The organism is Acidicapsa borealis (genome assembly GCF_059115245.1).
In genome coordinates this window covers 5,830,999-5,853,262 of the sequence record NZ_JCACNY010000001.1, presented here as the reverse complement: position 1 = coordinate 5,853,262, position 22,264 = coordinate 5,830,999, and the positions used below count along the sequence as shown (strand labels likewise).

Genomic DNA, 22,264 nt, shown 5'->3' with positions numbered 1-22,264 from the left:
AATTTACGGCGTTTTCATTGCTATTCGTAGTTGTCTGGCTGGTCGTTGTAGGTCTTGAAGGGATCTGGTTCGTTGCTGGTGGGCATGGTGGCGAGGGTGGCCAGGTCGGCTTGGAGCTGCTTCCAGGCTTGTGGGTTTTTCCTGGTGGAGAAGTTGACGTTCAGGTCGGCGTAGTAGGCGGCGATGTCTTCCTTAATGCCTGGGGGGATGGGCTGGAGCGGTGTCTGGGTGAGGCGGTGGAGGAGGCTGGCGTAAGTGTCGTCGGTGAGGGGGTAGCCGCCGGGTTTCACCACTTTGCCGGTGTCGAGGTCGCGGTTGGAGAGTGGATGGTGGGGGTCGCGGGACTGGCGGGGGACATCCTGTTTGGCTGCCGGGTTGGCTGGTGAGCTGTCGGCGTGGGGGTCGGCTGCTGCTGCCTGCTGTGCAGTGGAGCGCTGGGTGGGTGGCGGGGTGAATCTGGCTAAGAGCAGGCGCAGTGCGCCGGTGGTGACGGTGACGCTGTGGATGTATTCGGCTTCGGTGTCCGTGGTGGGGCCTTTGACGGCGGCCATCTTGAGGGGGCCGATTTTGGGCAGGATGAAGATCAGTCCGGCGAGGGTGTAGGTGACGATACCGGGCCGGTGGCGGTAGCGCTGCCAGTCGTTTTCGGCAGCGATGCGGGCGACTTCTTTGTCGAGGGCGGCGGCTTCGGCGGTTTCGGGTTCTACGAGATCTTTGTTGGAGTGGAGGAGGTTCACGGCGTAGGCGATGTTGGGGATGAAGTCGTGGACGGCGAAGCGATAGGCACCGACGTTGATGCGGCTGTGGCGGGTGCCGGAGAAGTCTTCGGTGAGGCCGTAGGTCTGGTAGAAAGCCAGTGCCAGCTGGCGGGTGGGAACTTCGAGGCCGACGTGGCGCAGGAAGCGGACGGGGGCGAGGCGGCCGTGGGAGATTTCGTGGATGTCGAAGGCGAACTCGACCTGGACGTGCTGATGCTTGCCTTCGGCGTAGTTGACAATTTTTCCGTACTTCACGGCGAGGTCATGGAATTCGACTGGAACGGCCAGGTTGGTGGCCTGGGAGTGGCCGACAGTATCGCCGATGTAGTGCGCCAATGCTCCGACGGCGAAGGCGAGGCCGTCGGCGTCACCGGCGTTGCGGAAGAGGTTGACGACGAAATCACCGGTGCGGACGTAGTGCGTGAGGTTGGAGAAGGAGGCGTCGCCGAGGGGGTAGTAGCCGATGTCCTGGATGACGCAGCCGCCGTAGGCATAGGCGCGGGCGTGTTCAAGCTGGGCTGGGGTGAGGTCGGGGTAGCGGCTGAGGAGCAGGGGAACGATGGAGTCTTTCCAGGTGAGGTCGATGAGCTGCTCGTGGGTGAGAAGGGAGTAGGCGTCGGCGGGGCGGGGCGCGAGGCAGGCGGCCGCGGCGAGGAGAAGGATGAGGCGGAGTTTGGAGCGGAATACCATCTTGGACATGGTAGTTGACGGCGCGGTGAAGCGGTGTCCCATATTCGACTCCTGCTGGCGGGGTGCTGAAGGATGCGTCGGTTTGGGTATAGTGGTTCGAAGTCATGGAGGGGTATTGGAATGCGAATGAGTTCGGTGGCGGTGGTGTGTGTGTTGGGGATGAGTGGTGCTTTTGCGGTGGCGCAGGCTGGTGGAAAGCTGCTGGTGGTGGAGAAGGGCGCGAAGGCGCTGGCGATTGTTGCGCCGGATTCCGGTCCGGGGGCCAATGCGGTGAAGGCCACGGTCGAAGAGGGTGGAGCGGATAAAGATACGGGGCATGAGGTGGCGGCTTCGCGCGATGGGAAGCTGGCGTATGTGCCGATCTACGGGAACTCTGGGGTGGGTAAGCCGGGGACGGATGGGTTTGAGATGGTGGTGATCGACATTGCTTCGGGGAAGGTGACCAAGCGGGTGGATTTCCGGCCTGCGTTTGCGGGGAAGGCGGTGCGGCCGCACTTGCCGGTGATGGGGCCTGCGGTGGCTGGGCATCCGGAGGGATTGCTGTATGTGACTTCGGAGCTGGCCGAGGCGGTGGCGGTGTTCGATCCGAAGACGATGGGGATTATCGGGTCGGTTTCGACGGGTGCGGAGCAGTCGCACATGCTGGCGGTTTCGCATGACGGGAAGCGCGGGTATACGGCGAATGTGGGGCCGGGGACGGTGTCTGTGCTGGACCTTACGCCGGGAGCAACCAAGAATCCTTTGGCGGTGATCCCGGTGTCGGGAACAGTGCAGAGGATTTCGATTTCGAAAGATGACAAGTGGGTGTTTACGAGTGACCAGACGAAGGCGGAGCTGGATGTAATCGATACGGCTACGAATACGGTGGCGAAGCGGGTGCCGATGGCGGGGCTGGGGTATGGGAGTGCTTCGACGCCGGATGGAAAGTGGCTGCTGGTGGCTTTGGACGAAGCGGACAAGGTGGCGGTGATCGATTTGAAGACGCTGACGGAGGTGAAGACGATCGACGTGCCGGCGGCTCCGCAGGCGGTGGTGGTGCGGCCGGATGGGTCGGAGGCGTATGTCTCGTGCGCTGCGACGGGGTCGGTGGCGGTGATCGATACGGGTAGCTGGACGGTGACGCGGGTGGTCAAGGTGGGGCCGGTGGCGGATGGGTTGGCGTGGGCGCGGTGAGGCAGGGATTAGGGAACAGGGATTATGGAATAGACGGCCTGGGCTCGATGGTGCAGCGAGTTAGCGGCTTCGCCGATAGCGAGTCAGCAAGTTAGCGGGATCTTTGGAGGTTGGGATGATTCCTGGCTTTGCCGGGCAGTTGCGGTATGCGGGGCGGCAGTTGCGGAAGTCTCCTGGGTTCACTTTGGCGGTGGTGCTTACTTTAGCGCTGGGGGTGGGGGCTACTACTGCGATTTTCAGTGCTGTGTATGGGCTGCTGTTGAAGTCGCTGCCGTTTGAGGATGCGGGGCGGCTGGTGGCTTTGGCTTCTACGCATCCGCGGGTGGCGGGGTCGCTGGAGGCGGCTTTTCCTGATTATGAGGACTGGAAGGCGCAGCAGCGCAGTTTTACGGAGCTGGCAGGGTTTGGGACGCGGAATCCGGAGACGGTTTCCATGCGGACTGACGGGCGGGCGGAGCAGGTGCATCGGGTGCTAGCTTCGGGGAATTTCTTCTCTGTCCTGGGGGTGAGGGCCCGGTTAGGGCGGACGCTTACGGAAGCGGATGACCGGGTTGGGCATGATGCGGTTGCAGTGCTGAGCGCGGCGGCGTGGCAGCGGTATTTTGGGGGCGATCCGGGGGTGGTGGGGCGCGCTGTGGATCTGAATGGCGCGAGCTTTACCGTGGTGGGCGTGTTGCCGGCGGGGGCGGCGTATCCTGCGGAGGGTGAGGTCTGGCTGCCGCTTTCGCGGATCGATCTGCCGACGCGGAATTCGCGGGTTTGGCATTCGGTGCATGTGGTGGGCAGGCTGCGGGCTGGAGTGACGATGGCTGAGGCGGCTGCCGATATGCAGACGATTGCCGCGCGGCTGCAGACGGCTTATCCGGCGACCAATCGCGGGGAGAATATCGAGCTGAAGCCGTTGCGGGATCAGCTGGTTGGAACGCTGCGACCGGCGATGCTGAGCCTGCTGGGAGCGGTGCTGCTGGTGCTGCTGATTGCCTGCGTCAATGTTGCAAATCTGCTGCTGGTGCGGGCGGCGGCGCAGCGGCGGGAGATTGCGGTGCGGCGGGCGCTGGGGGCTGACCGAGGTCGGATTTTTCAGCAGTTCCTGGCACAGACTTTGTTGCTTTGTTTTGCGGGCGGGGTGCTGGGAGTGGCGCTGGCTGCGGGTGCTTTGCCGCTGCTGCGGGTGGCGCTTTCGCATACGGCTGGGTTGGATGCTTCGCTGATTGGCTCCGTGGGGTTGAGCTGGCCGGTGCTGGGGTTTGCGCTGGCTGTTTGCCTGGTGACGGCGGTGGTGTTTGGGTTGTTACCGCTGGTGAGAGGTCTAGGTGGGGATGAGGGGATTCTGGATGCTTTGAAGCCGGGGGATCGCGGTAGTGCTGGCGGGCGCGGGCTGGGCAAAGGTGCGCTGATTGCCGGGGAGATTGCGATGGCTGTAGTGGTGGTGTTCCTGGGGGCGCTAGTGATCCAGAGCTATGCGCGGTTGGTGGGGGTGGATCCGGGGTTTCGGACCGACCATCTGCTGACGGCGGAGATTACGCTGCCGGAGCCTAGGTATTCGGATGATGGGCCGGCTACTGGGCGGTTTTATGAGGAGTTGTTGAGGCGGCTGCAGGCGGCTCCGGGGGTAACGAGGGCGGCGACCACGACGCAGACGCCGCTGATGCCTTCGCAGGTGATGACGCGGTTCCTGGTGCAGGGTGCGCCGGCGCTGGCTCCGGGGACGTACCCGGTGGCGCAGATGCGGTTTGTGAGCCCGGCGTTCTTTCAGACGCTGGGGCTGCGGGTGGTGGATGGGCGGGTGTTCACGGCGCAGGATGTGGATGGAACGAACTCAAGTCCGCAACCCGTGATGGTCGTCAATGAGGCGTTTGCTAAGCGGTATCTGGCTGGGCGCAGTGCTGTGGGGAGTACGGTGCTGATTGGGGTGATGACGCCGCAGCCGACGAAGTTTCCGGTGGTTGGGGTGGTTTCGGATGCGCACGATCTGGGGGTGGATGCGCAGGCGGAGCCGGAGCTTTACATGCCGGGGTATGGGCTGCATGCGGTGGTGCTGATGCGTTCGCGGGAGGATGCGGCGGGTATGGTGGCGACGCTGCGGGGTGCGGTGCATGCGATTGATCCGCAGCAGCCGGTGTATGACGTGCAGATGGTGGATGCTGTGCTCTCGGATTCCCTGGCGCGGCAGAGGATGACGGCGGTTTTGCTGGGGATCTTTGCGGCTGTGGCGCTGGCGCTGGCGGGGATTGGGATGTATGGTGTGCTTTCCTATTCCGTCGCGCAGCGGCGGCGGGAGATTGGTGTGCGGATGGCGGTGGGGGCGAACCGGGTCGACGTGCTGCGGCTGGTGTTGAGGCAGGCTGGGGTGTTTTCGCTCGCGGGGATCGCCATTGGGCTAGCGGTGGCTTTTGCGGTGGTGCGGCTGATGCGCGGGCTGCTTTCGAGTCTGCTGTTTGAGACGAGTACGCTGGATGGGGCTTCGGTCGCAGTGGCTGTGGGGGCGCTGGTGGTGATTGCTGCGATGGCGGTGAGTGTGCCGGCGTGGCGGGCGGCTTCGGTGCAGCCGGGTGAGGCTTTGCGGGCGGAATGATGCAGCGAGTTACCACGCTTCGCGTGTTAGCGAGTCAGCACGTTAGCGGGGTTTGTCGAGGCCGGAAGATTGTTTCCAGTTGCGCCATTCTTCTGCTGTGATTTCCCAGGTCTCTGAGGGGAGCTGGCCGCATACGAAGTTCCCCGTGCTCCTGGCTACGAGGCGCATGCCGGTTTTCTCGGAGATCCGGCTTGAGGTACGGTTGGCTACTGCTTTGGCTACGCGGAGGACGGGCTGGTCGAGAACGTCAAACCAGTAATCGTTCACGGCGAGGACGGCTTCGGTCATCAGGCCCTTGCCGTGATGTTGGGTGGCGAGCCAGAAGCCGCGGTGGTTGCCGCGGGCGAGGAAGAGACCGATGCTGCCGATGGGTTCGGTTGGGGCTGATTTGAGTCGGAGGGTCCAGTGCCATTCTTCGCCGCGGGCGATGGCGGGAAGGGCTGAATCGCGATAGTAGGTTTCTACACCGTCTTCGGGGAAAGGCCAGGGGACTTTGTTCTCGAGGTGCTGGACGACGTCCCATTGCGCGAAGAGGGGCTGGAGAGCTGGGGCGTCGGACAGGGTGAGTGGTTGGAGGGTGAGGCGCGGGGTTTCGAGTACGGGCGTCATCTGAGAGGGATTTTAAGTGTTTGGCGTGAGTTCCGCTTTGTGCATCCTAGAGTCGAGGGGGGCAGGTGATGGCGACCGTGCATGGGAGCAGGCGTGTGAAGCAGCCGACGGTGCTGGCGAAAGTGGATCTTCCGGAGACGCTGACCGAGGAAGCGGCGGTTGAGACGGCGAAAGCCGTGGTGCGAACGTCTGACTGGTTTGGCGTGTTTGCCGCGAAGACTTCGGCATGGATGGGGTCGAAGTGGGCGTTTGCTGTTGCGGGTTTCGTGATCCTGGTCTGGGGGCTGACGGGGCCGTTATTTCATTACTCAGACACGTGGCAGCTGGTGATTAACACGGGGACGACGATCATTACTTTTCTTATGGTGTTTCTAATTCAGAACACGCAGAACCGGGATGCGCGGGCGATCAATCTGAAACTGGACGAGCTGATCCGGTCGATCGATGCGGCTGGGGATCAGATGATTAATATCGAGAGCTTGAGCGATCTGGAGTTGCAGGAGATCCAGGCGCGGTACCAGAAGATCAAGGCGGAGTGCGAAGTGCCGGTGTCGATGGATCCCAGCTGAGTGTCTTTGTCAGTTGTTCATGTAAGGGATAAGTAAGCGATTGAAGTCGTCGATGGTCTTGCATTTTTCACCATAAACTTCGCACTTAGAGACGGAGGAGATCGGCTCCTTCAGGCCCGTCAGATAATGAGATTCGAGGTAGTTTCCATCTTGCGAGTTTTCATAGATGTTCCAAAGAGTTATATCGTTTATCCAGTAAAAAGCCTCTCCGCTTTTGAAATGGTACTCCACAAGCGCGAAACATTTGTTTGAAGATTTGTTGTAGTGATTGCTGAAATCGAGAAGCTGAGTGTCCTTGTCACGTGAGTAGCTACCAGTAGTGTTGAACCACGTTCTCGCATCCCTTGAGCATCTTGCCTGGAGATCATATTCCTGCGCCACACCGCCCTTATCGAGCCGTGCCCTCATCTCCTGGTTTTCTTTTTCGAGGCGGCTGATCCTATCGTTTTCGCAGCCGGTGGCAAAGAAAAAAAGTAAGCAGCATAAAATAGGCAAAGTCTTCATACAGCTATATTCTCAGATCGGCAGAGAAGCTCAATAAAGAGAATTTGTACCGCATTGTTCACGATTGTTCCCAGAAATAAACGATTTTTCCTTGACACATTGATACCCCTAGAGGACGATTTGAATAAGCCCGGCCCGCGGGGCCCTATCTGCGAACCGGGGTTGAGTGTTGCAAGGTCATGCGTGGAAGATGTGCCAGATGTCGGCACAGACTTTCACTACAACCCACAATGCCTTAGCCCAGGAGATGAACTGAGCGGGCAAACGGCTAGGCGACGATGATTGATCCATCGCTGTCCTCCAAGTTGAGCGAAACCTCAGTGTTGACGCACTGAGGTTTCGCCGCTTCAGCGGTAAACTTGCACCGCTGTATCTAGATACTTCTCCTGGGTTGAATTAAAGTCAATAGAATCTTAAGTTTATGCGATTTTCGCGGGGTATCATCACGTTTATCGCAGTTTCTATATCTCGACTTCGCCAAGAGATACGTGAACGCTGCTCTAGTTCGACGAACTTATTCCATCCTTTCCAGTTTCTCCACAACACTTGACGCAAAGAACGCGCTGCGGCCCATGGGAATGACAACAAAAAGAGACAGCCGCGATTCACAGTTCCCTGCTCTTCAGGCGTGGAGGACGGAGTCTTCTATCTTTCTGGGGGTCCATTGCTCGGCTGCTTCTACGAAGGCGTGGAAGATGGCGCGGGAGAAGGCGTTTTCGTTGTAGGTGCGTTCGGGGTGCCATTGGATGCCGACGACGAAGTGGGCGTCGGGACCGGTGGAGGCGAGCTCCACGGCTTCGATGACGCCGTCCTGGGGTGAGATGGCGGCGATGGTGAGGTTGTCGCCGGGGGTCTGGATGGCCTGGTGGTGGCTGGAGTTGACGAAGAGCTGGTGGGTGAGGAGGTTGCGGTCGTGTTCGATTTCGAGGGCTGGGGTGAGGGTGGCGAGGCGGGTGCCGGGGGTTACGGCGATGGGGTGGGCGTCGAGGACACTGCGATCGGGAGCGTGATTCACTGCGGCGTTCGGGTTCTCCGGGGTGATTTCGGTGGGGACGTCCTGGATCAGGGTGCCGCCGAGCCAGACGTTGAGGGCCTGGTGACCCTGGCAGATGGCGAGGATGGGTTTGTGGAGGTTGAAGGCGTCCTGGAGAAGGAGTTCATCGACGGCGGCGCGGGCGGGGTCGGGCGGGGCGGTGTGGGGATTGGGTTCGGCGCCGTATTTCTGCGGGTCGATGTCGGCCGGGCTACCGGGGAGGAGGACGCCATGGCAGGTGCTCAGGATTTTCGCGACGCGCTGCGGGGTTTCGTGGAGCGGGATAGGAATCGGGGTGGCTCCGGCGGAGATGAGCGCGTGCAGGTACTGGGGGAGTGAGCGGGCGTTGTAGTGGATGGAGTCTTCGACGTGCTCGGCGCTGGTGGGCTCGGGGATGGCGATGTGTACGGGCATGGGGTGTCCCTCTCTCTCCTCGGGATTATAGAGACAGGGGATGGGGAGTAGGGAACAGGGTTAGTGGTTAGTGGTTAGTGGTTAGTGGTCAGTGGTCAGAGAACAGTAGACAGGGGACAGCAGGCAGGGAACAGCAGACAGGGAACAGCAGACAGGGAACAGCAGGCAGAGAACAGTGCTAGTGACTTTAGCTTTTCGCTGAGGCTGGCCTGCAGTGCTTAGGTCTTGGGGAGGGAGAGGACGAATTGCCAGAATTCTTTGTTCGATTTGAGTTTGAGGATGGAGTCGTCTTTGGCGGGGTCGGGGAGGGATTCGCCTTTGAGGGTGTTGGCGCGGCGGTCGAAGGCTTGCTGGAGGTGAGTTTTCGCCGCTGCGGCGTTGCCCTGCTCGGCGTCGGCGCAGGCGAGGTTGTAGTAGTTGAGGGGATAGTCGGGGTCGAGGGTGGTGGCTTCTTCGGCGACGGTGCGGCTGCTTTTCAAGTCGCCGGACATGCCGAGAGCCATGATGAGCTGGTCGGTGACGACGCGGCGCGCCGGGCTGGTGGGCGGGGTGTCGGGCGGCATGGATTTGAGCGAGGCGGCGAAGTAGGGCACGGCTGATTCCGGGGTGCCTTTGAAGAAGAAGTTGCCCAGGACCAGGTAGTCGAGGGCGGTGGGCTGATAGCTGAGGTCGGGGTTGAAGCTGGCTACGAGTGCCGTCATGGCTGGGGTCATGGCCGAATTGTTGGCGGCGGTTTCGTGGACGCTTGAGATGTGAATTTCCGCGCAGGTTTTGGCGTTGGCAGCGAAGGCGAAGAGGTTGCGCTGTTTGGCGTGCATGGCGCTGGGGCCCAGGTCTAACAGGTAGGTGGTGGTGGCGAGGGGTGTTCCAGCGGTATTTTTCGCGTCGGCGTCTTTCCGCTCGCTGATTTGCTTTTCCATGCCCTTGGCGATGGGTCCGATGACGTCTTCGCGGCAGCCGGCGGGAGTGGGGTCGCCGCCGTCACGGGGAAAGAGGATGAAGGAGACGGTGAGTCCGGTGTTCTGCTGGCTGAGCTGGGCTACGGGCCGGGTGCCGTGGTCGTAGGCGGTGAGGGACTGAGGCTTCCAGTCGGTGCCGCTGGGCAGGAGGATGAGTCCGGGACCGCCCGGTGTGACTATCTTGATTTGCGAGGCCTGCGCAGTCTGCATTGCCATGGTCTGGGTGGAGTTACCCGTCAGAAGCAGAACAAGAGCTGCGATGGGGGCAATGTTGAGGGCTTTGAGCATGGGAATGATCTTACATGCGTGCCAGGTCTGCTCTTCGATCAGGAGTTATGCGGAGGGGGTGGAGGGTTTGTTTTTGGCGCGGTAGTAGAGGGTCAGGGTGGTGACGGAGCCACAGGTGATGAGGCTGGCGATCATGCCTAGGATCAGGGCGAGATCGTTGCGGTAGACGCCGTGGATGATGGCGATGATTTGCAGGATGTTGAAGCCGGCGAAGGTGATCAGAGAGCTGCCTTCGGCGGATTTTTTGCGATAGAGGGCGATGGCCTGCGGGACGAAGAGGGCTGCGTTGCCGAAGAGGCCGAAGCCGAAGAGGATGGCGATGAAATCTTTCATGTTTGCGGTATCCGGCCGGTGTGGCTTTTGGCAAGGATAGCGTGTTGGAGGGAATAGGGAATAGGGGACAGGGATTAGTGGTTAGTGGTTAGTGGTCAGAGAACAGTCTGCGCTGCTGGTGGCGGCGGAGATGGTGCGGCGTTCGCGCCGTAGGGAACAGGGGACAGGGATCGGGGATCAGGGAGTGGGGAGTAGTGGTTTGGCTCAGGTTTAGTCTTCGGTGACCAGGTCGAGCAGGGTGTAGCTGTCGTCGAGGGCGTTGTTGGCGATGGTGAGGTTGGTGGGGGTGTAGGTGAGGGCGTACTGGACGCGGAGGGCTACGCTGTTGGAGATCTTGGTGCCTGGGGGGACCTTGCGCCAGTTCTGGGGGCCGTCCTGGGGGGCCCAGGATTCGTGGATGGCGTCGAGGGCATATTTGGCGGGCAGGGCCGCGAATTGAGCGTAGGCTTCGGGGTCGAAGGTGAGGCCGTTGGCCTGGGCTTTCTGGGCCATGTAGGCGAGGCTGATGTCGCTGAGCTTGGTGGAGTCGTCGACGCCGCCTGCTGCTGCTGAGCCTCCGCCGATGTCGCAGTGGCAGCCGGAGAACCAGACCTGCTCGATGGTCTGGCCGGGAGCGGGATCGCCTTCCCAGAGCGTTGCGGGAAACTGGGGGCGGACTTCGTCGATGGCGAGGCACTGGTAGGCGTTTTTGACGTCTGGGTGGAGCCTGGTGTCGAGGAAGCCGAAGTTCTTTTGATCGACTGCGCCGAAGATGGCGGGGATGCCGAGGGAGCCAACGGTGTCCCAGACGCCGATCATGCGGATGACGGCGTCGGAGAGGCCGCAACTGGCGAGGTTGGCGAGGAGCGTGGCGCGGTTGATGGGATCGCGATAGGCCTGGAAGGTTTGGGTGACGCAGTCGTCGGTGAAGGTGCCGCTGGGCAGGCCGCAGTTGGCGATCATGCCGCCGAGGGAGCGGGCGGTGTAGGCTCCGCGGCTGAAGCCGAAGAGGTAGATTTCGTCGCCGGGGAGGTAGACGTGGGCGATCTTGGTGTAGGCGTCGAGGATCTTCTGGTTGATGCTCTGGCCGAAGGCGCCCTGCAGGATGCGCTGGATGCCGGTGGCTTCTGAGCCGATGCCGTCGTCGTAGAAAGTGACCTGGTCGCTGGAGACGGTGAGGGCTTTGTAGAGGCGGTAGACGTTGCTGTTGTTGCGGGGATCCTGCCACGTGCCGTCGGCACAGTAGACGATTCGCTTGGGCATGGTTCGCTCCTTCGGCGCGCGGGTCTGTTGTATCACAGTGGTTGGGGTGGGGGGAATGTTACGGCGTTTAGTGGTTAGTGGTTAGTGGTTAGTGGTTAGTGGTTAGTGAACAGTGAACAGTGAACAGAGAACAGAGAACAGGGAACAGGGAACAGGGAATAGGGGTCAGAGAACAGAGAACAGCGGACGGCTGGCTGGTGTTGGCGGGATGCTGTTGTATGGCTGGAGTTTCTCTTATGTGTGGGCTGGCTGGGGATGACGATTGTGGGATGGGTGTCACAAAAGGATGCTGGGGGCCACCCTGAGATGGCCCTCGTCATCGGGTTTTGCGATAACTTCAGCTGATTGCAAGGGTAGTTATCCGTTGGATTGCTATTGGTTTTTCGAAACGAGGCTTAGGCAGCTTGCAATTTTGCGTGTTGCGGCTTGGCGGAAAGGTACGAGTGAGGCTGATGAAGAAGTTTCTTGACAAGCAGGGCGGGGTGATTTCCTATGCCGCCATGCGAAGCACGATGACATATCGCACTGTGTGGGGCGGCGAGAGTTTGAGCGGCCGCCGTGGAATGCTTGTTTCGACGCTGGGTATGTGCCTGCTGATGAGCGGGTGCATGGGTGGGATGAAGCAGCATGGGGCTGCGCTCTCGGCGGCGACGGCGCCTGTGGTGGATGCGGCGGAGAAGGCTTACACGGATGCGAATGCGATCCACGATCTGCGGGTGAACTATGACGCGGCGGTGGAGTTCGACAAGACGGATAAGGTCTATAACCCGCGTAACATCAAGCCGCTGCTTTCGGAGAAGCAGATCGATGTGCGGCTGGCGATGTTGAAGTCGCTGCAGTTGTATGTGAAGAACGTGGCGGCGCTGACGAACGGGACGGAATCGAAGGAGCTGGATGAGGCTTCGAAGTCGCTGGGGGATGGGATTGCGGGGCTGGGGAATCTGTTTCTGCCGCCGGGGTCGGACTCTTCCACGATTGTGCAGACGGTCGATGGGCAGTCACAGACGATTACTACGACGACGCCGACGAATGCGATTTCTTCCGGTGAGCAGAACGGGATTGCCGCGGCGGTGAATGCGCTGGGGCAGTACCTGGGCGCGCGCAAGGTGAAGAAAGAGCTGCCGGGGATCGTTGTGAAGCTGGATCCGCAGATCGAGAAGATGTGCGACGCGATGTCGAAGGACGTGGATGCGCTGAAGAGCGAGGAGCTGATCGACTTCAACTTCATGATCAATCAGCAGACGCTGTTTCTGCGCGAGAATAAGTCGATGGATGCGGGCGAGCGGCGGGCGATGATCATGAAGCTGCCGGACGTTGTGCGCAGGCATCAGGCTTCCGATGAGCAGCTGGAGGATCTGAAGGCTGGATTGTTCAAGCTGAAGATGACGCATCATGCGCTGGCGGCGGATGCGCAGGGGAACAATCCTGAGGGGCTGAAGGCGAAGGTTGCGGATTTGTCTTCGGCGGGCGCGGTGCTGGGCAAGTTTTATTCTTCGCTGCCATCGAAGTAGCACGGGAGGAATGGAATGAGTACGACTACGTTTATTCAGGTGCCGGTGAATCCGGATATTCCGCTGAAGCCGGATGTGCTGGCGGCTTATAAAGAGCTGTATGACCAGTATGAGAGCGCTATTGAGGCGACTGCGGATACTGCTCTGCTGGAGAAGCTGAACACTTCGCAGCAGGCGGTGGCGGATGTGATCAATCTCAATGACAAGGCGATCCTCGATGCGGACACGGCGGTGTTTGCGGCGGTGTTGACGCAGATTGGGGTTGCGAATAAGGGGATCGATGCTCTGAAGGCGGAGATTGCCAAGGTGGCTTCGAATATCAGTGTCTATGCGGGGATTCTTAGCGGAATTGATAAGGTGCTTTCGATGGTGCCTGTGCTTTGAATTTGCTGTTGCGGTAAAGGCAACAGCAGATTCCCTTCGGGAATGACAACGAGAAAAGCAAATGAAAGAGGGCTGGAGCCTGATGGCTCCAGCCCTTGTTGTCTGCGATGCTGAACCTTGTTGGCTAGGCGCCTTGCTCCCAGACGTGGGGAACATCGATGCCGAGGGCTGTGGCGAGGTCGTGCTGGTGCTCCTGCTCCTGGGCGATGATTTTGCGGAGCTGGTCGGCGAGGGCATAGTGGCCGATGGCTTCAGCCTGCTTGACTCGCTGGCGGTAGTTGGCGATGGTTTCGGTCTCGTTGTCGAGGTCGAACTGGAGCATGTCTTCGGCCTTGTCGGAAAGCTTCACTTCCCTGGCCGTGGCGGTAGGCTGGCCGCCGAGGTAGTCGATCTGGTCGGCGATGATGAGGGCATGGGCGAGCTCTTCGTGGGCGTGCTTCTTCAGCTCTTCGGCGATGGCCATGTACTTGGCGCCGGTGATGACGGTGGAGTAGACGGTGTAGGCGATGATGGCCTGGTATTCGCGGGAGAGGTCGCCGTTGAGAGCGTCGATGAGTTCCTGAACTTTTGGCTGCGTGGAGTCGTTGGTGCTTTTATTTTGTTCCTGTGCCATGGATCGGTCCTGCTTTCTCTTGTTGTTCTAACGTTCAAAGGCTTGGATGCAGGGCGGCAGCGTTCTGGTGACGGAATGGATATTTTGGTAGGTCTATTTTGCTCAGGCGGAAGGTTTAGCCGGGGGTCTGAAGACCGATGAGGAGGCGCTGGACGGCGCGGCGGATGAGGGTGCGGAACTGCGGCTGGGTGAGGCTGAACCGGCCGGCGCGGAAGAGCGCCAGATATCCGTGGGTGAGCGCCCAGACCTCCAGGGCAACTTCTGCGGGGTCGTCCTGGTGGAGGCAGCCGGTGGCCATGCGGCTGGCGATGAGGTCTGTGAGGGGGTTGAAGTTGATGGAGGCGCGGGCTTTGAAGTCCTGGGGATAGCGGCGGGCTCCGGGGCGGGGTTCGATGAAGAGGTAGTCGAAGAGGCGTGGGTGGTCGAAGGCGTACTGGAGGTAGGCTTCGACGATGCCGGTGAGGCGGGCGCGGGGTGTGCCTCGGCTGGTGCGGCGGCTCATGTCGGCGTAGAGGACGGCGAATTGTTCGTTGACTACTGCTTCCAGGATGGCCTGGAGGTTGGGGAAATGCTCATGGATGGCGCGGGAGGTGAGGCCGGTGGCTTCGGTGACGCGGCGGAGGGTGACGGCCGGGGCTCCGTCGACTTCGAGAATGGCGAGAGCGGCCGCAAGGATGCGGGATTGGGCAGGGATTTCGCTCATGGCTCAGAAGTTTATACCCAAACTTGATTACCGAGGCATAAATCGCGGAGGTGGACGGGGATGATTGAGGTTTATGGGGATCGGTTACGGGGATTTACAATGAGGTGTTATGTCCTGGTTCAAGCGAACAGATACGAGTGTGAATGCCGAGGACTCTTCGGAGTTCGGTTCCGGATTTGAGTCCACCTATGCGCCGGTGACGGATGATGGCGAGGCGCCACGGGTTCGGACCGAGGGGCTTTGGATCAAGTGCGAGGGTTGCCGGCAGCCGCTGTTCAAGGCGGAGCTGGAGGCGAACCTGAACGTTTGCCCGAAGTGCGGGAAGCATTTCAAGATGGGCGCGCTGCGGCGGATTGAGCTGCTGCTGGAGCCCGGGTTCAAGCTGGTGGACGGGAATTTGCAGTCGACCGATCCGCTGAACTTCACCGACATCAAGAGCTACAAGTCGCGCCTGGCGGCGGCGCAGAAGAGTACCGGCCTGAACGACGCGATCATCACCGCGCTGGGCAAGCTGGGTCATCACGAAGTGGTGCTGAGCGCAATGGAATACACGTTCATTGGCGGCAGCATGGGCGCGGTGGTAGGCGAGACGATTGCGCGTGCAATTGATCGTTCGCTGAAGACGCGGCATCCGCTGATTATTATTTCTGCTTCGGGTGGCGCGCGCATGATGGAAGGCGTGGTGAGCCTGATGCAGCTGGCGAAGATTGCAACCGGGCTGGCGCAGCTGGATGAGGCGAAGATTCCCTACATTTGTGTACTGACGGATCCGACTACGGGTGGGATTACGGCGAGTTTCGCGATGCTGGGAGACTTGAACGTCGCTGAGCCGGGGGCGCTGATCGGGTTTGCCGGGCCGCGGGTGATTGAGCAGACGATTCGGCAGAAGCTGCCGGAGGGATTCCAGCGGTCGGAGTTTTTGCTGGAGCATGGATTTCTGGATGCTGTGGTGGCGCGGGCGGATTTGAAGGCGTATCTGGTCAGGGCGCTGGATTTTCTGGGGGCCTGATCCTAGCGAGTTAGCGCGCCTTCGGCGCATTCGCAAGTCAGCAAGTCAGCGGGATTTTGGCTGGGGCTCACATCTCTTTTGGGGATTTGAGCCCTTCCCTTTTCTGGCGAGTTACTTGAGGGGTTTGGCGAGGGCTTCGTTGAAAGTTAGAGCGGGCTTTTCTGCGAAGACTGCTGCGTTCATCTGGGACTGGTACCAGCGGTAGGCGGGGGTGGGGCCTAGTTCCTGGTAGTGGGTGTTGAAGTAGGGTTCGAGGGATTGGCCGGCTGGGACAGGGCTTGGGGAGTGCTCATAGATGCCGGTGAAGAGGTCGGCCATTTTCTGGGCGAGCGCGGGATCGGTTTCGCGCCAGTAGGCGGCGGCGATGCGGTTGGCTCCGTACTCGACGGAGTAGGGCGGCGGGCCGTCCATCTGCTTCTGGCAGTGCTGCCACCAGTGGCCCAGCTCATGAATGAAGATCCATTTGTGGGCGGCGACCTCAAAGAAGTCGCGGGCGGCTTTTTCGTCCGAGTTTGGGCCGGCGAGGCGGAAGAAGACTTCGCGCTCTTCGGGCTGGAGCGCGTACCAGTCGGCGGTGCGGAGGGTGTTGTCTTCGTTGTCGTAGCTGCCGAAGGAGGGTACGTCGTCCATGACGATCTTGGGCGGAGAATTGGGGCAGGTAAGGCCGGTGGAGTAGATGCGGGCGACGAAGGTGTCCCGGAGGGCGGTGACTTTGGCGCGGACGGCTGCTGAGTCGGCGGCCTGGGCTTCTGGGGAGATGGCGGGCGGGGGTGGGGGCTGGACCTTCGGAATTTGGGCGGGCGTCGCTTGCAGGACGGCTGCTGCGATGAGGGCTAAGAGGGGTCGGGTGAGCATGAGGGATCTCCGGCCGTGCTGGGTTGTTGACAGGGTAATGGGATTTAGCGAGTGAGGCGAGGGGAATTTGCGGTGAACTTCGGCACATCTTTGGCGGGGTGGCGGTGGGATATACTTCGGTGGCGATAGGTTTGTGATTTTTACCGGAGGACGTGGATGTTGAAGGGATTTGGAAAGATCGTGCTGGCGGTTTCGCTGGCGGCTGCTGGAGTGATGGGTTTGACGATGGGCGCGCAGGCGCAGACGGGCGATGGGACAGTGTTATCAGCGCCTGAGGCGACCAAACTGCTGCCGGCTTCGGTGTTTTTTCGCGGGCAGTCGGCGACGACGCAGCTGCGTAACTCGGGTGGGGTGAAGTTTAGCGACGGGATGTTTATCCTGGCCTGCCTGGTGGATACGAGCGGTTACTCGTCCGACGTACAGCAGAAGTACCAGGCTTACTTCATTACGGAGGTGGCGATCAAGATTGAGGGGCATGATTTGCCGGCGGGGATTTATGGAGTTGGGTTTATTGGCGGGGATAAGTTCAATGTGCTGGATGTGGGCGCGCATGAGCTGTTTACTGTCGATTCGCATACGGATGCTGAGCTGAAGCGGCCTATGCCGTTGAAGGTGACGGCGGCTGCTGGCGGGTTCCGGCTGTATGCCGGGCGGAAGTATGTTGCTTTTGGGAAGTAAGTTGGGTTGAGTTATGGGGCGGTCGGGCTTCGGTCCGGCCGCTTTTGTTTTGTGCGGAACGATCTATAAAAAGCCGAAACTATAAGGGGCGATAGATATGTTTATCCCACCTTGAACGCAAAAGCGAGTTGAAGGTGGTGTACCCGCATTGGTGCGTTGAATACAGAGGAACAGCAGATTCCCTTCGGGAATGACAACAAAAAACAAAAGCTGAGTGGGGATAGGGTTTCCGCTTTGTTAGTTGCTGAAGAAGTGGACGGCTGCGCCTGCCAGCGGGGCTTCGTCCATGAGGGTGGAGATGGCGATCCTGGTTTCGAAGGTGAGCGCCTTCTTTGTGGCGGAGAGAAAGAGGGCGTGGGCCCGGGCGATGCCTCCGCCGAGGACGATGATGTCGGGGCGGAAGGCTGCGGCGTGCTGGTTGAGGGCGAGGCCGAGGTGGTGGCCGAAGTCTTCGAATGCCTTGCGGGCTTTGGCGGGGGTAGCGTTGAGGCCGCGTGGGCGCTGGGTTGCGCCGCCTTCGGTGGATTCGAAGGAGTGGGGCTTGTTCTGGCTGGAGACCAGGGTTTCGAGCTCGGGGCAGGGCTTAGTGTCCTCGCACTGGGCGATGGCGGCTACCTGGGAGACTTCGGCTTCGAGGCCGGTGAGCTCCTGGTAGTGGTGGCGGAGATAGCGAGTGGAGACGAACTCTTCGACGGTGGAGCCGTTGTAAGGCTGGTTCCAGAGTTCGCCGCCTTCGGGGACGTGTTCGGGGTTGCCGGGGCCGCTGTCGGCGATTTTCTGGTCGACGGCGAAGGAGGCTCCTATGCCGGTGCCGAGAGTGATGCCGAGGGCGCGGGAGTAGCCTTTGGCTGCGCCTGCACCGGCTTCCCCGAGGGTGAAGGCTGCTGCGTCGTTGACGAACTTGAGCTGCTCGGGCTGCCAGTGGAAGCGCGCGGCGAGGGCGTGCTTCAGGTCGAATTTGTAGAGGGACTGCAGCTTGTGCTGGATGAGGCTGATGCCGTTGGCGTAGTCAAAGGGGCCGGGCATGGCGATGTCGGCGCCCGCTACCTGGGACATAGGGACGTTGGCGGCTTTGGCGGCGGCTTCACCGAGAGTGTGGATGAGGCGGCAGAAGCTGGCGGCGGAGAAATGGCCGGGATGGGCTTCTGGCTCGCCAGGGTCGTGCGAGGGCAGCGGGGCGCGGGTGATGCCGTGGAGCGCGTAGGTGTGCTGGGCGCAGAGGGCGGCGGAGATGTGGCTCCCGCCTACGTCATAGGTGAGGGCGTACAGCGTTTCTGGGTTACTGGCTGGGTTCGACACTTCGGGCTCCGTTGCGATTCCCGTTGTATCACATGGGGCGAGTGGTTAGTGGCTAGTGGCTAGTGGTCAGGGATTAGGGAATAGGGAACAGGGATCAGGGAACAGCCTACAGCTGACAGAGAACAGTTTAAAAAAGGACAGGGATCAGACTTGTGCGGGTGGAAGACGGTTTTCGAGCCAATGTTCGAGTTCTCTGGCTACGCGGTGGATGAGTTCTGGCCAGTCTTGGGCGCTGGATTGGCGGAAGAGGCGGGCCTGAGGGTACCAGGGGGTGGTGGGGATGTTCTGCATCCAGCGCCAGTCGGATTGCCAGGGCAGGAGGAGCCAGAGGGGTTTGTTCATGGCTCCGGCGAGGTGGGCGATGGCCGTGTCGGTGGTGATGACGAGGTCTAGGTTGGCGATGAGGGCGGCGGTGCCGGCGAGGTCGTGATCTTGTTCGCTCAGGTTGTCGAGGATGAGGTGGGGTGGAAGTTGCTGGATTTGCCGGGAGGCTGGGCCGTTCTGGAGGGAGATCCAGTGAAACTGCTGGAGTTCGAGGAGGGGGATGAGGGTCTGGAGAGTGGTGGAGCGTTCGTGGTCGGCGCGGTAGTTGGGGTTGCCGGCCCAGTTGATGCCGATTTTGGGTCCGGTCAGGTGGGCCAGTTCCTGGGTACGGAGCTGGGTCAAGGCCGGGTCGGGGTGGATGTAGGGGAGGTTGGTGGGGATGGTCTCCAGCGTGGTTTCAAAGAGGGCTGGGAGGCTCAGGAGAGGAATGTGGTGAGTGAATGAGGGCAGAGGCTGGCCGTGGGGATGGATATGGGCGGTGGTGTTTGGTGTGAGCAGGCGGACGAGTCTGGGTTGGACTTCGAGGAGGATTGGGGTGGTTGGAGTGCGATTTCGGACGAGGGGCAAGTAGCGGAGGAACTGGAGGGTGTCGCCGAGGCCTTGTTCACTGTAGATGAGGAGCGTGCTGCTGGTGGGGAGGGGTTGGCCTTGCCAGCGGGGTTGGAGGAAGCGGCGAGGTTGGGGGTGGACTTCGCGGAACTGCCACCGGATTTCGTAGTTGGGCCAGCCTTCGCGGAAGTTGCCGGCGCGGAGCTGGGTCAGGGCGAGGTTGTAGCGGGCGCCGGGGTGGTTCGGGTTGAGCCGCACCGCTGTTTCGTGGGCGGTTAGAGCTTCCTTGATGCGGCCCTGGCGGAGGAGGGCGTTGCCGCGGTTGCTGGGGGCGGTTTTGTGGCCTGCAGCTTCGGCTTCGGTGAAGGCTTCGATTGCTTCGTCGACGAGACCGGCCGTACCCACCCTTTCGGAGACTGCCCCGAAGGGTTGGGACTCCCGCGTTTGTGATTGTTCCGCTAGCAGGAGGATTCCCCTGGTGTTAAGGACTTCCGGGTCTTTGGGCTCGGAGCGCTCGGCCTGGCGGAGGGATTGCCAGGCTTGCGGGATCTGATTCTGGTCGAGGTGGAGGCTGGTGAAGGCGAGATGAATTTCTGCGTCGCGGTGGGTGGCATGGGCGGCGATGGATCCGGCGGTCTGGTAGTGGTCCTGCGCTTGCTGGAAGTGGCGGCGGGAGCGGGCGAGGTGGCCGAGGTTGAGGTGGGCTGAGATTCGCGTTTCTGGATTGTGTTGGCCAGTGAAGAGGGCTTGCAGGTAGGCGTGGCTGGCGAGCTGGGGTTGGCCGTCGGCGATGAGGGCTACGCCGAGGTTGAGCCAGGCTGAGGCCAGCTGCGGGTTGAGCCGGAGGGCGTGGCGGTAGCTTTGGATGGCTTCGCTGTGCTGGCCCAGTTTGGCGCGCACGAAGCCTAGGGCGAAGTGGGATTCGGAGGAGTTGGGGGCGTGGTGGATGGCTTGCTCAAAGTGGGATTGGGCGGATGCGAAATCTTCGCTGAGTGCGGCGAGGTGGCCGAGGCCGAAGTGTGCCGCCGGGATGGTTGAGTCGAGGGTTAGGGCTTGCTGGAAGGCGGATTTGGCGAGGGTCGGCTCGTTCAGCGCCAGCAGGGTGTCGCCGCAGTTGGCCCAGGCCAGGGCGGAATGCTGGTTGGCGGCCAGGGCGGCTTTGGCCATGGTGAGGGCGGGTTGGAGCTGGTTGGATTGGCGGGCGATGAGGCTCAGGCCCAGCAGGGCGTTCTGGTTCTGGGGGTCCTGCTGGATGACTCGGCGGTAGGATTCGGCGGCTTGGAGGAGGTGGCCCTGGGCGTGGTGGTGGCGGGCGGTTTCGAGGGGTTGCGGCATGGTTTGGGTTGAGGGTAGGTGGTTTTGGGCGGGAATTGGGCTGAGGGTAGGGATTTATTGTGTTGGGTTTCCGTGGGTGGGCTTGGGGGTTTAGCGGGTGCTGATTTGGGAGATTTGTCGTTCTGCTCCTTTCCACCGAAAGCGCGGAAAAGGACGGGTCGCCCGCTTGTGAAGGGGGATGGGTCGGGCTTTCAGCCCTCTGCATTCTCTTCTGCTCCTGACCCAGGGCGATGCCCTGGGCTGGTATAGAGCGCGCCTTTGGCGCTGGGTGGCCGTCGAGTTTGACAGGGTTCGGTAGGATGAAGCGATACCTGCTTTTCGATTCAAGGAGCTTGTTGCGATGAAGATGCGGCCTGGGACACAGACGGGATTTCTTTTGTGCGGTAAGGAATGGACGGATGGGGAGGCGATGGAGGTTCGGTCGCCCTGGGACCAGGGGCTGGTGGGGAAGGTCACCGTTGCGACGCGGAAGGATGCGCGGGAGGCGGTGACGCATGCTGTGGCTTCTCTGCGGCGGGCGCGAGCGCTGCCGCGGTGGAAGCGCAAGGAGATTCTGGAGGATATTGCTGCTGCGCTGATCGAGCAGAAGGAGCGGTTTGCGCAGCTCATTGTCGCGGAAGCCGGCAAGCCTGTCCGGCTGGCGCGGGTGGAGGTGGAGCGGGCGATTCTCACCTTCAAGACTGCGGCTGAGGAGGCTGTGCGGCTGGGTGGGGAATCGATTCCGCTGGATCTCACGGAGGGGAATGAGGGGCGCTGGGGTTTGGTGCAGCGCTTCCCTGTTGGACCGATTTTGGCGATTACGCCGTTTAATTTTCCGCTGATGCTGGTGGCGCATAAGCTGGCTCCGGCGATTGCTGCTGGATGCCCTCTTGTGCTGAAGCCTGCGCCGCAGACGCCTTTTACTGCGCTGGCGCTGGGTGAAGTGGTGCTGAAGGCCGGGTGGCCGGATGAGGCGCTGGCGGTGCTGCCGCTCTCGAATGAGGACACGGCGTGGCTGGCGGAGAAGGAAGACCGGCTGAAGATGGTGAGTTTTACCGGGTCGGCGGCAGTGGGTTGGCATTTGAAGACCAAGTCGGGCAAGAAGCGGGTGGCGCTGGAGCTGGGCGGGAATGCGGCAATGATTGTGCATTCGGATTGGAAGGATCTGGACACGGTGGCCGGGCGGTGCGCTGTGGGGGCGTTCGGGTATGCGGGGCAGAGCTGCATTTCTGTGCAGCGTGTCTACGTGGAGCGGTCGATATTTCAGACCTTCATCTGGAAGGTGGTGGACCGGGCGCAGAAGATGGGGCGCGGAAATCCGGTGGACGAGGCGGTGGAATGCGGGCCGGTGATTCGCCCGGCGGATGCGGAGCGGGTTTTCAATTGGGTGGCTGAGGCGCTGAAGGCCGGGGCGAAGCTGGTGGAGGGTGGGGGCCGGACCGGGTCGCTGGTGGAGCCGACGATTCTGACCGGGACCAAGCCGGGGATGAAGGTGCACGACGAGGAGATTTTTGGGCCGGTGGTGACGATTGAGCCCTATGACGACTTTGAGGATGCGCTGGCGATGGTGAATCATTCGCGGTATGGGCTGCAGACAGGGCTTTACACGCGGGACGCGGGGCGGATCATGACGGCTTACCGGGAGCTTGAGGTGGGCGCGGTGATTGTGGGGGATACTCCGACCTGGCGGATGGACACGATGCCGTATGGCGGGATCAAGGATTCGGGGCTGGGGCGCGAGGGGGTTCGCTGGGCGATCGAGGAGATGACGGAGCCGCGGATGCTGGTGATGACGGGGATGTGAAGCAGGGAACAGAGAACAGAGAACAGGGACCAGAGAACAGAGAACAGGGACCAGAGACCAGAGAACAGAGAACA

The 22,264-nt window shown here is 61.2% G+C and carries 20 protein-coding genes; 8 read left to right on the top strand and 12 right to left on the bottom strand.

What is annotated here, in order from left to right; all coding sequences use genetic code 11:
• Positions 1-20 precede the first annotated feature (20 nt).
• A complete protein-coding gene (locus tag AC5S27_RS23865; protein WP_493937063.1) occupies positions 21-1,490 on the bottom strand; it encodes a zinc dependent phospholipase C family protein in 1,470 nt (489 codons plus the stop codon).
• Positions 1,491-1,568: 78 nt separating this feature from the next.
• Between AC5S27_RS23865 and AC5S27_RS23860 the strand changes: the two genes are divergently transcribed.
• Both AC5S27_RS23860 and AC5S27_RS23855 read left to right on the top strand, forming a co-directional pair.
• The gene (locus tag AC5S27_RS23860; protein WP_493937062.1) at positions 1,569-2,621 is read left to right on the top strand and encodes a YncE family protein; all 1,053 of its coding nucleotides are present in this window, start codon (positions 1,569-1,571) and stop codon (positions 2,619-2,621) included.
• A 115-nt stretch (positions 2,622-2,736) separates the two neighbouring features.
• On the top strand, positions 2,737-5,196 hold the full coding sequence (locus tag AC5S27_RS23855) for an ABC transporter permease (protein WP_493937061.1): 2,460 nt from the start codon (positions 2,737-2,739) through the stop codon (positions 5,194-5,196).
• Positions 5,197-5,238: 42 nt separating this feature from the next.
• Here AC5S27_RS23855 and AC5S27_RS23850 read toward each other — a convergent pair whose 3' ends face one another.
• Positions 5,239-5,805: a GNAT family N-acetyltransferase gene (locus AC5S27_RS23850; protein ID WP_493937060.1), complete on the bottom strand. Its 567-nt coding sequence runs from the start codon at positions 5,803-5,805 to the stop codon at positions 5,239-5,241.
• 95 nt (positions 5,806-5,900) lie between these two features.
• On the opposite strand from AC5S27_RS23850, the gene AC5S27_RS23845 reads away from it, so the two are divergent.
• Complete coding sequence (locus tag AC5S27_RS23845; RefSeq protein WP_493937059.1) at positions 5,901-6,374, top strand: low affinity iron permease family protein; 474 nt, start codon at positions 5,901-5,903, stop codon at positions 6,372-6,374.
• A gap of 9 nt (positions 6,375-6,383) precedes the next feature.
• Here AC5S27_RS23845 and AC5S27_RS23840 read toward each other — a convergent pair whose 3' ends face one another.
• From AC5S27_RS23840 to AC5S27_RS23820, 5 genes are all read right to left on the bottom strand, one after another.
• Positions 6,384-6,878, bottom strand: a complete 495-nt coding sequence (locus AC5S27_RS23840) for a hypothetical protein (protein WP_493937058.1) — start codon at positions 6,876-6,878, stop codon at positions 6,384-6,386.
• 622 nt (positions 6,879-7,500) lie between these two features.
• The gene (locus AC5S27_RS23835; RefSeq protein WP_493937057.1) at positions 7,501-8,325 is read right to left on the bottom strand and encodes a gamma-glutamyl-gamma-aminobutyrate hydrolase family protein; all 825 of its coding nucleotides are present in this window, start codon (positions 8,323-8,325) and stop codon (positions 7,501-7,503) included.
• 218 nt (positions 8,326-8,543) lie between these two features.
• Positions 8,544-9,572, bottom strand: a complete 1,029-nt coding sequence (locus AC5S27_RS23830) for a tetratricopeptide repeat protein (RefSeq protein WP_493937056.1) — start codon at positions 9,570-9,572, stop codon at positions 8,544-8,546.
• A gap of 45 nt (positions 9,573-9,617) precedes the next feature.
• On the bottom strand, positions 9,618-9,905 hold the full coding sequence (locus tag AC5S27_RS23825; protein ID WP_493937055.1) for a PQ-loop domain-containing transporter: 288 nt from the start codon (positions 9,903-9,905) through the stop codon (positions 9,618-9,620).
• A 210-nt stretch (positions 9,906-10,115) separates the two neighbouring features.
• Entirely contained in the window at positions 10,116-11,147 is a 1,032-nt protein-coding gene (locus tag AC5S27_RS23820) for a T6SS phospholipase effector Tle1-like catalytic domain-containing protein (protein WP_493937054.1), read from the bottom strand.
• Between the two features lie 452 nt (positions 11,148-11,599).
• Here AC5S27_RS23820 and AC5S27_RS23815 point away from each other — a divergent pair, with 452 nt between their 5' ends.
• Together AC5S27_RS23815 and AC5S27_RS23810 are read left to right on the top strand one after the other, a co-directional pair.
• Entirely contained in the window at positions 11,600-12,658 is a 1,059-nt protein-coding gene (locus AC5S27_RS23815) for a hypothetical protein (RefSeq protein WP_493937053.1), read from the top strand.
• Positions 12,659-12,673: 15 nt separating this feature from the next.
• Entirely contained in the window at positions 12,674-13,042 is a 369-nt protein-coding gene (locus AC5S27_RS23810; protein WP_493937052.1) for a hypothetical protein, read from the top strand.
• Between the two features lie 124 nt (positions 13,043-13,166).
• On the opposite strand, the gene AC5S27_RS23805 is transcribed toward AC5S27_RS23810, so the two are convergent.
• Both AC5S27_RS23805 and AC5S27_RS23800 read right to left on the bottom strand, forming a co-directional pair.
• On the bottom strand, positions 13,167-13,655 hold the full coding sequence (locus AC5S27_RS23805) for a ferritin-like domain-containing protein (RefSeq protein WP_493937051.1): 489 nt from the start codon (positions 13,653-13,655) through the stop codon (positions 13,167-13,169).
• Positions 13,656-13,770: 115 nt separating this feature from the next.
• Positions 13,771-14,358 (bottom strand): TetR/AcrR family transcriptional regulator, encoded by a 588-nt coding sequence (locus AC5S27_RS23800; protein WP_493937050.1) that lies wholly within the window; start codon positions 14,356-14,358, stop codon positions 13,771-13,773.
• Positions 14,359-14,467: 109 nt separating this feature from the next.
• On the opposite strand from AC5S27_RS23800, the gene accD reads away from it, so the two are divergent.
• Positions 14,468-15,367 (top strand): acetyl-CoA carboxylase, carboxyltransferase subunit beta, encoded by a 900-nt coding sequence (gene accD / locus AC5S27_RS23795; protein WP_493937049.1) that lies wholly within the window; start codon positions 14,468-14,470, stop codon positions 15,365-15,367.
• Between the two features lie 111 nt (positions 15,368-15,478).
• Here the strand turns inward: accD and AC5S27_RS23790 are convergent, their stop codons facing one another.
• The gene (locus AC5S27_RS23790) at positions 15,479-16,222 is read right to left on the bottom strand and encodes a hypothetical protein (RefSeq protein ID WP_493937048.1); all 744 of its coding nucleotides are present in this window, start codon (positions 16,220-16,222) and stop codon (positions 15,479-15,481) included.
• Positions 16,223-16,378: 156 nt separating this feature from the next.
• On the opposite strand from AC5S27_RS23790, the gene AC5S27_RS23785 reads away from it, so the two are divergent.
• On the top strand, positions 16,379-16,900 hold the full coding sequence (locus AC5S27_RS23785) for a hypothetical protein (RefSeq protein WP_493937047.1): 522 nt from the start codon (positions 16,379-16,381) through the stop codon (positions 16,898-16,900).
• Between the two features lie 237 nt (positions 16,901-17,137).
• Here AC5S27_RS23785 and AC5S27_RS23780 read toward each other — a convergent pair whose 3' ends face one another.
• Together AC5S27_RS23780 and AC5S27_RS23775 are read right to left on the bottom strand one after the other, a co-directional pair.
• Positions 17,138-18,199, bottom strand: a complete 1,062-nt coding sequence (locus tag AC5S27_RS23780; RefSeq protein WP_493937046.1) for an ROK family protein — start codon at positions 18,197-18,199, stop codon at positions 17,138-17,140.
• A gap of 144 nt (positions 18,200-18,343) precedes the next feature.
• Positions 18,344-20,407: a tetratricopeptide repeat protein gene (locus AC5S27_RS23775; RefSeq protein ID WP_493937045.1), complete on the bottom strand. Its 2,064-nt coding sequence runs from the start codon at positions 20,405-20,407 to the stop codon at positions 18,344-18,346.
• Positions 20,408-20,747: 340 nt separating this feature from the next.
• Here AC5S27_RS23775 and AC5S27_RS23770 point away from each other — a divergent pair, with 340 nt between their 5' ends.
• Complete coding sequence (locus tag AC5S27_RS23770) at positions 20,748-22,190, top strand: aldehyde dehydrogenase family protein (RefSeq protein ID WP_493937044.1); 1,443 nt, start codon at positions 20,748-20,750, stop codon at positions 22,188-22,190.
• Positions 22,191-22,264: the final 74 nt, after the last annotated feature.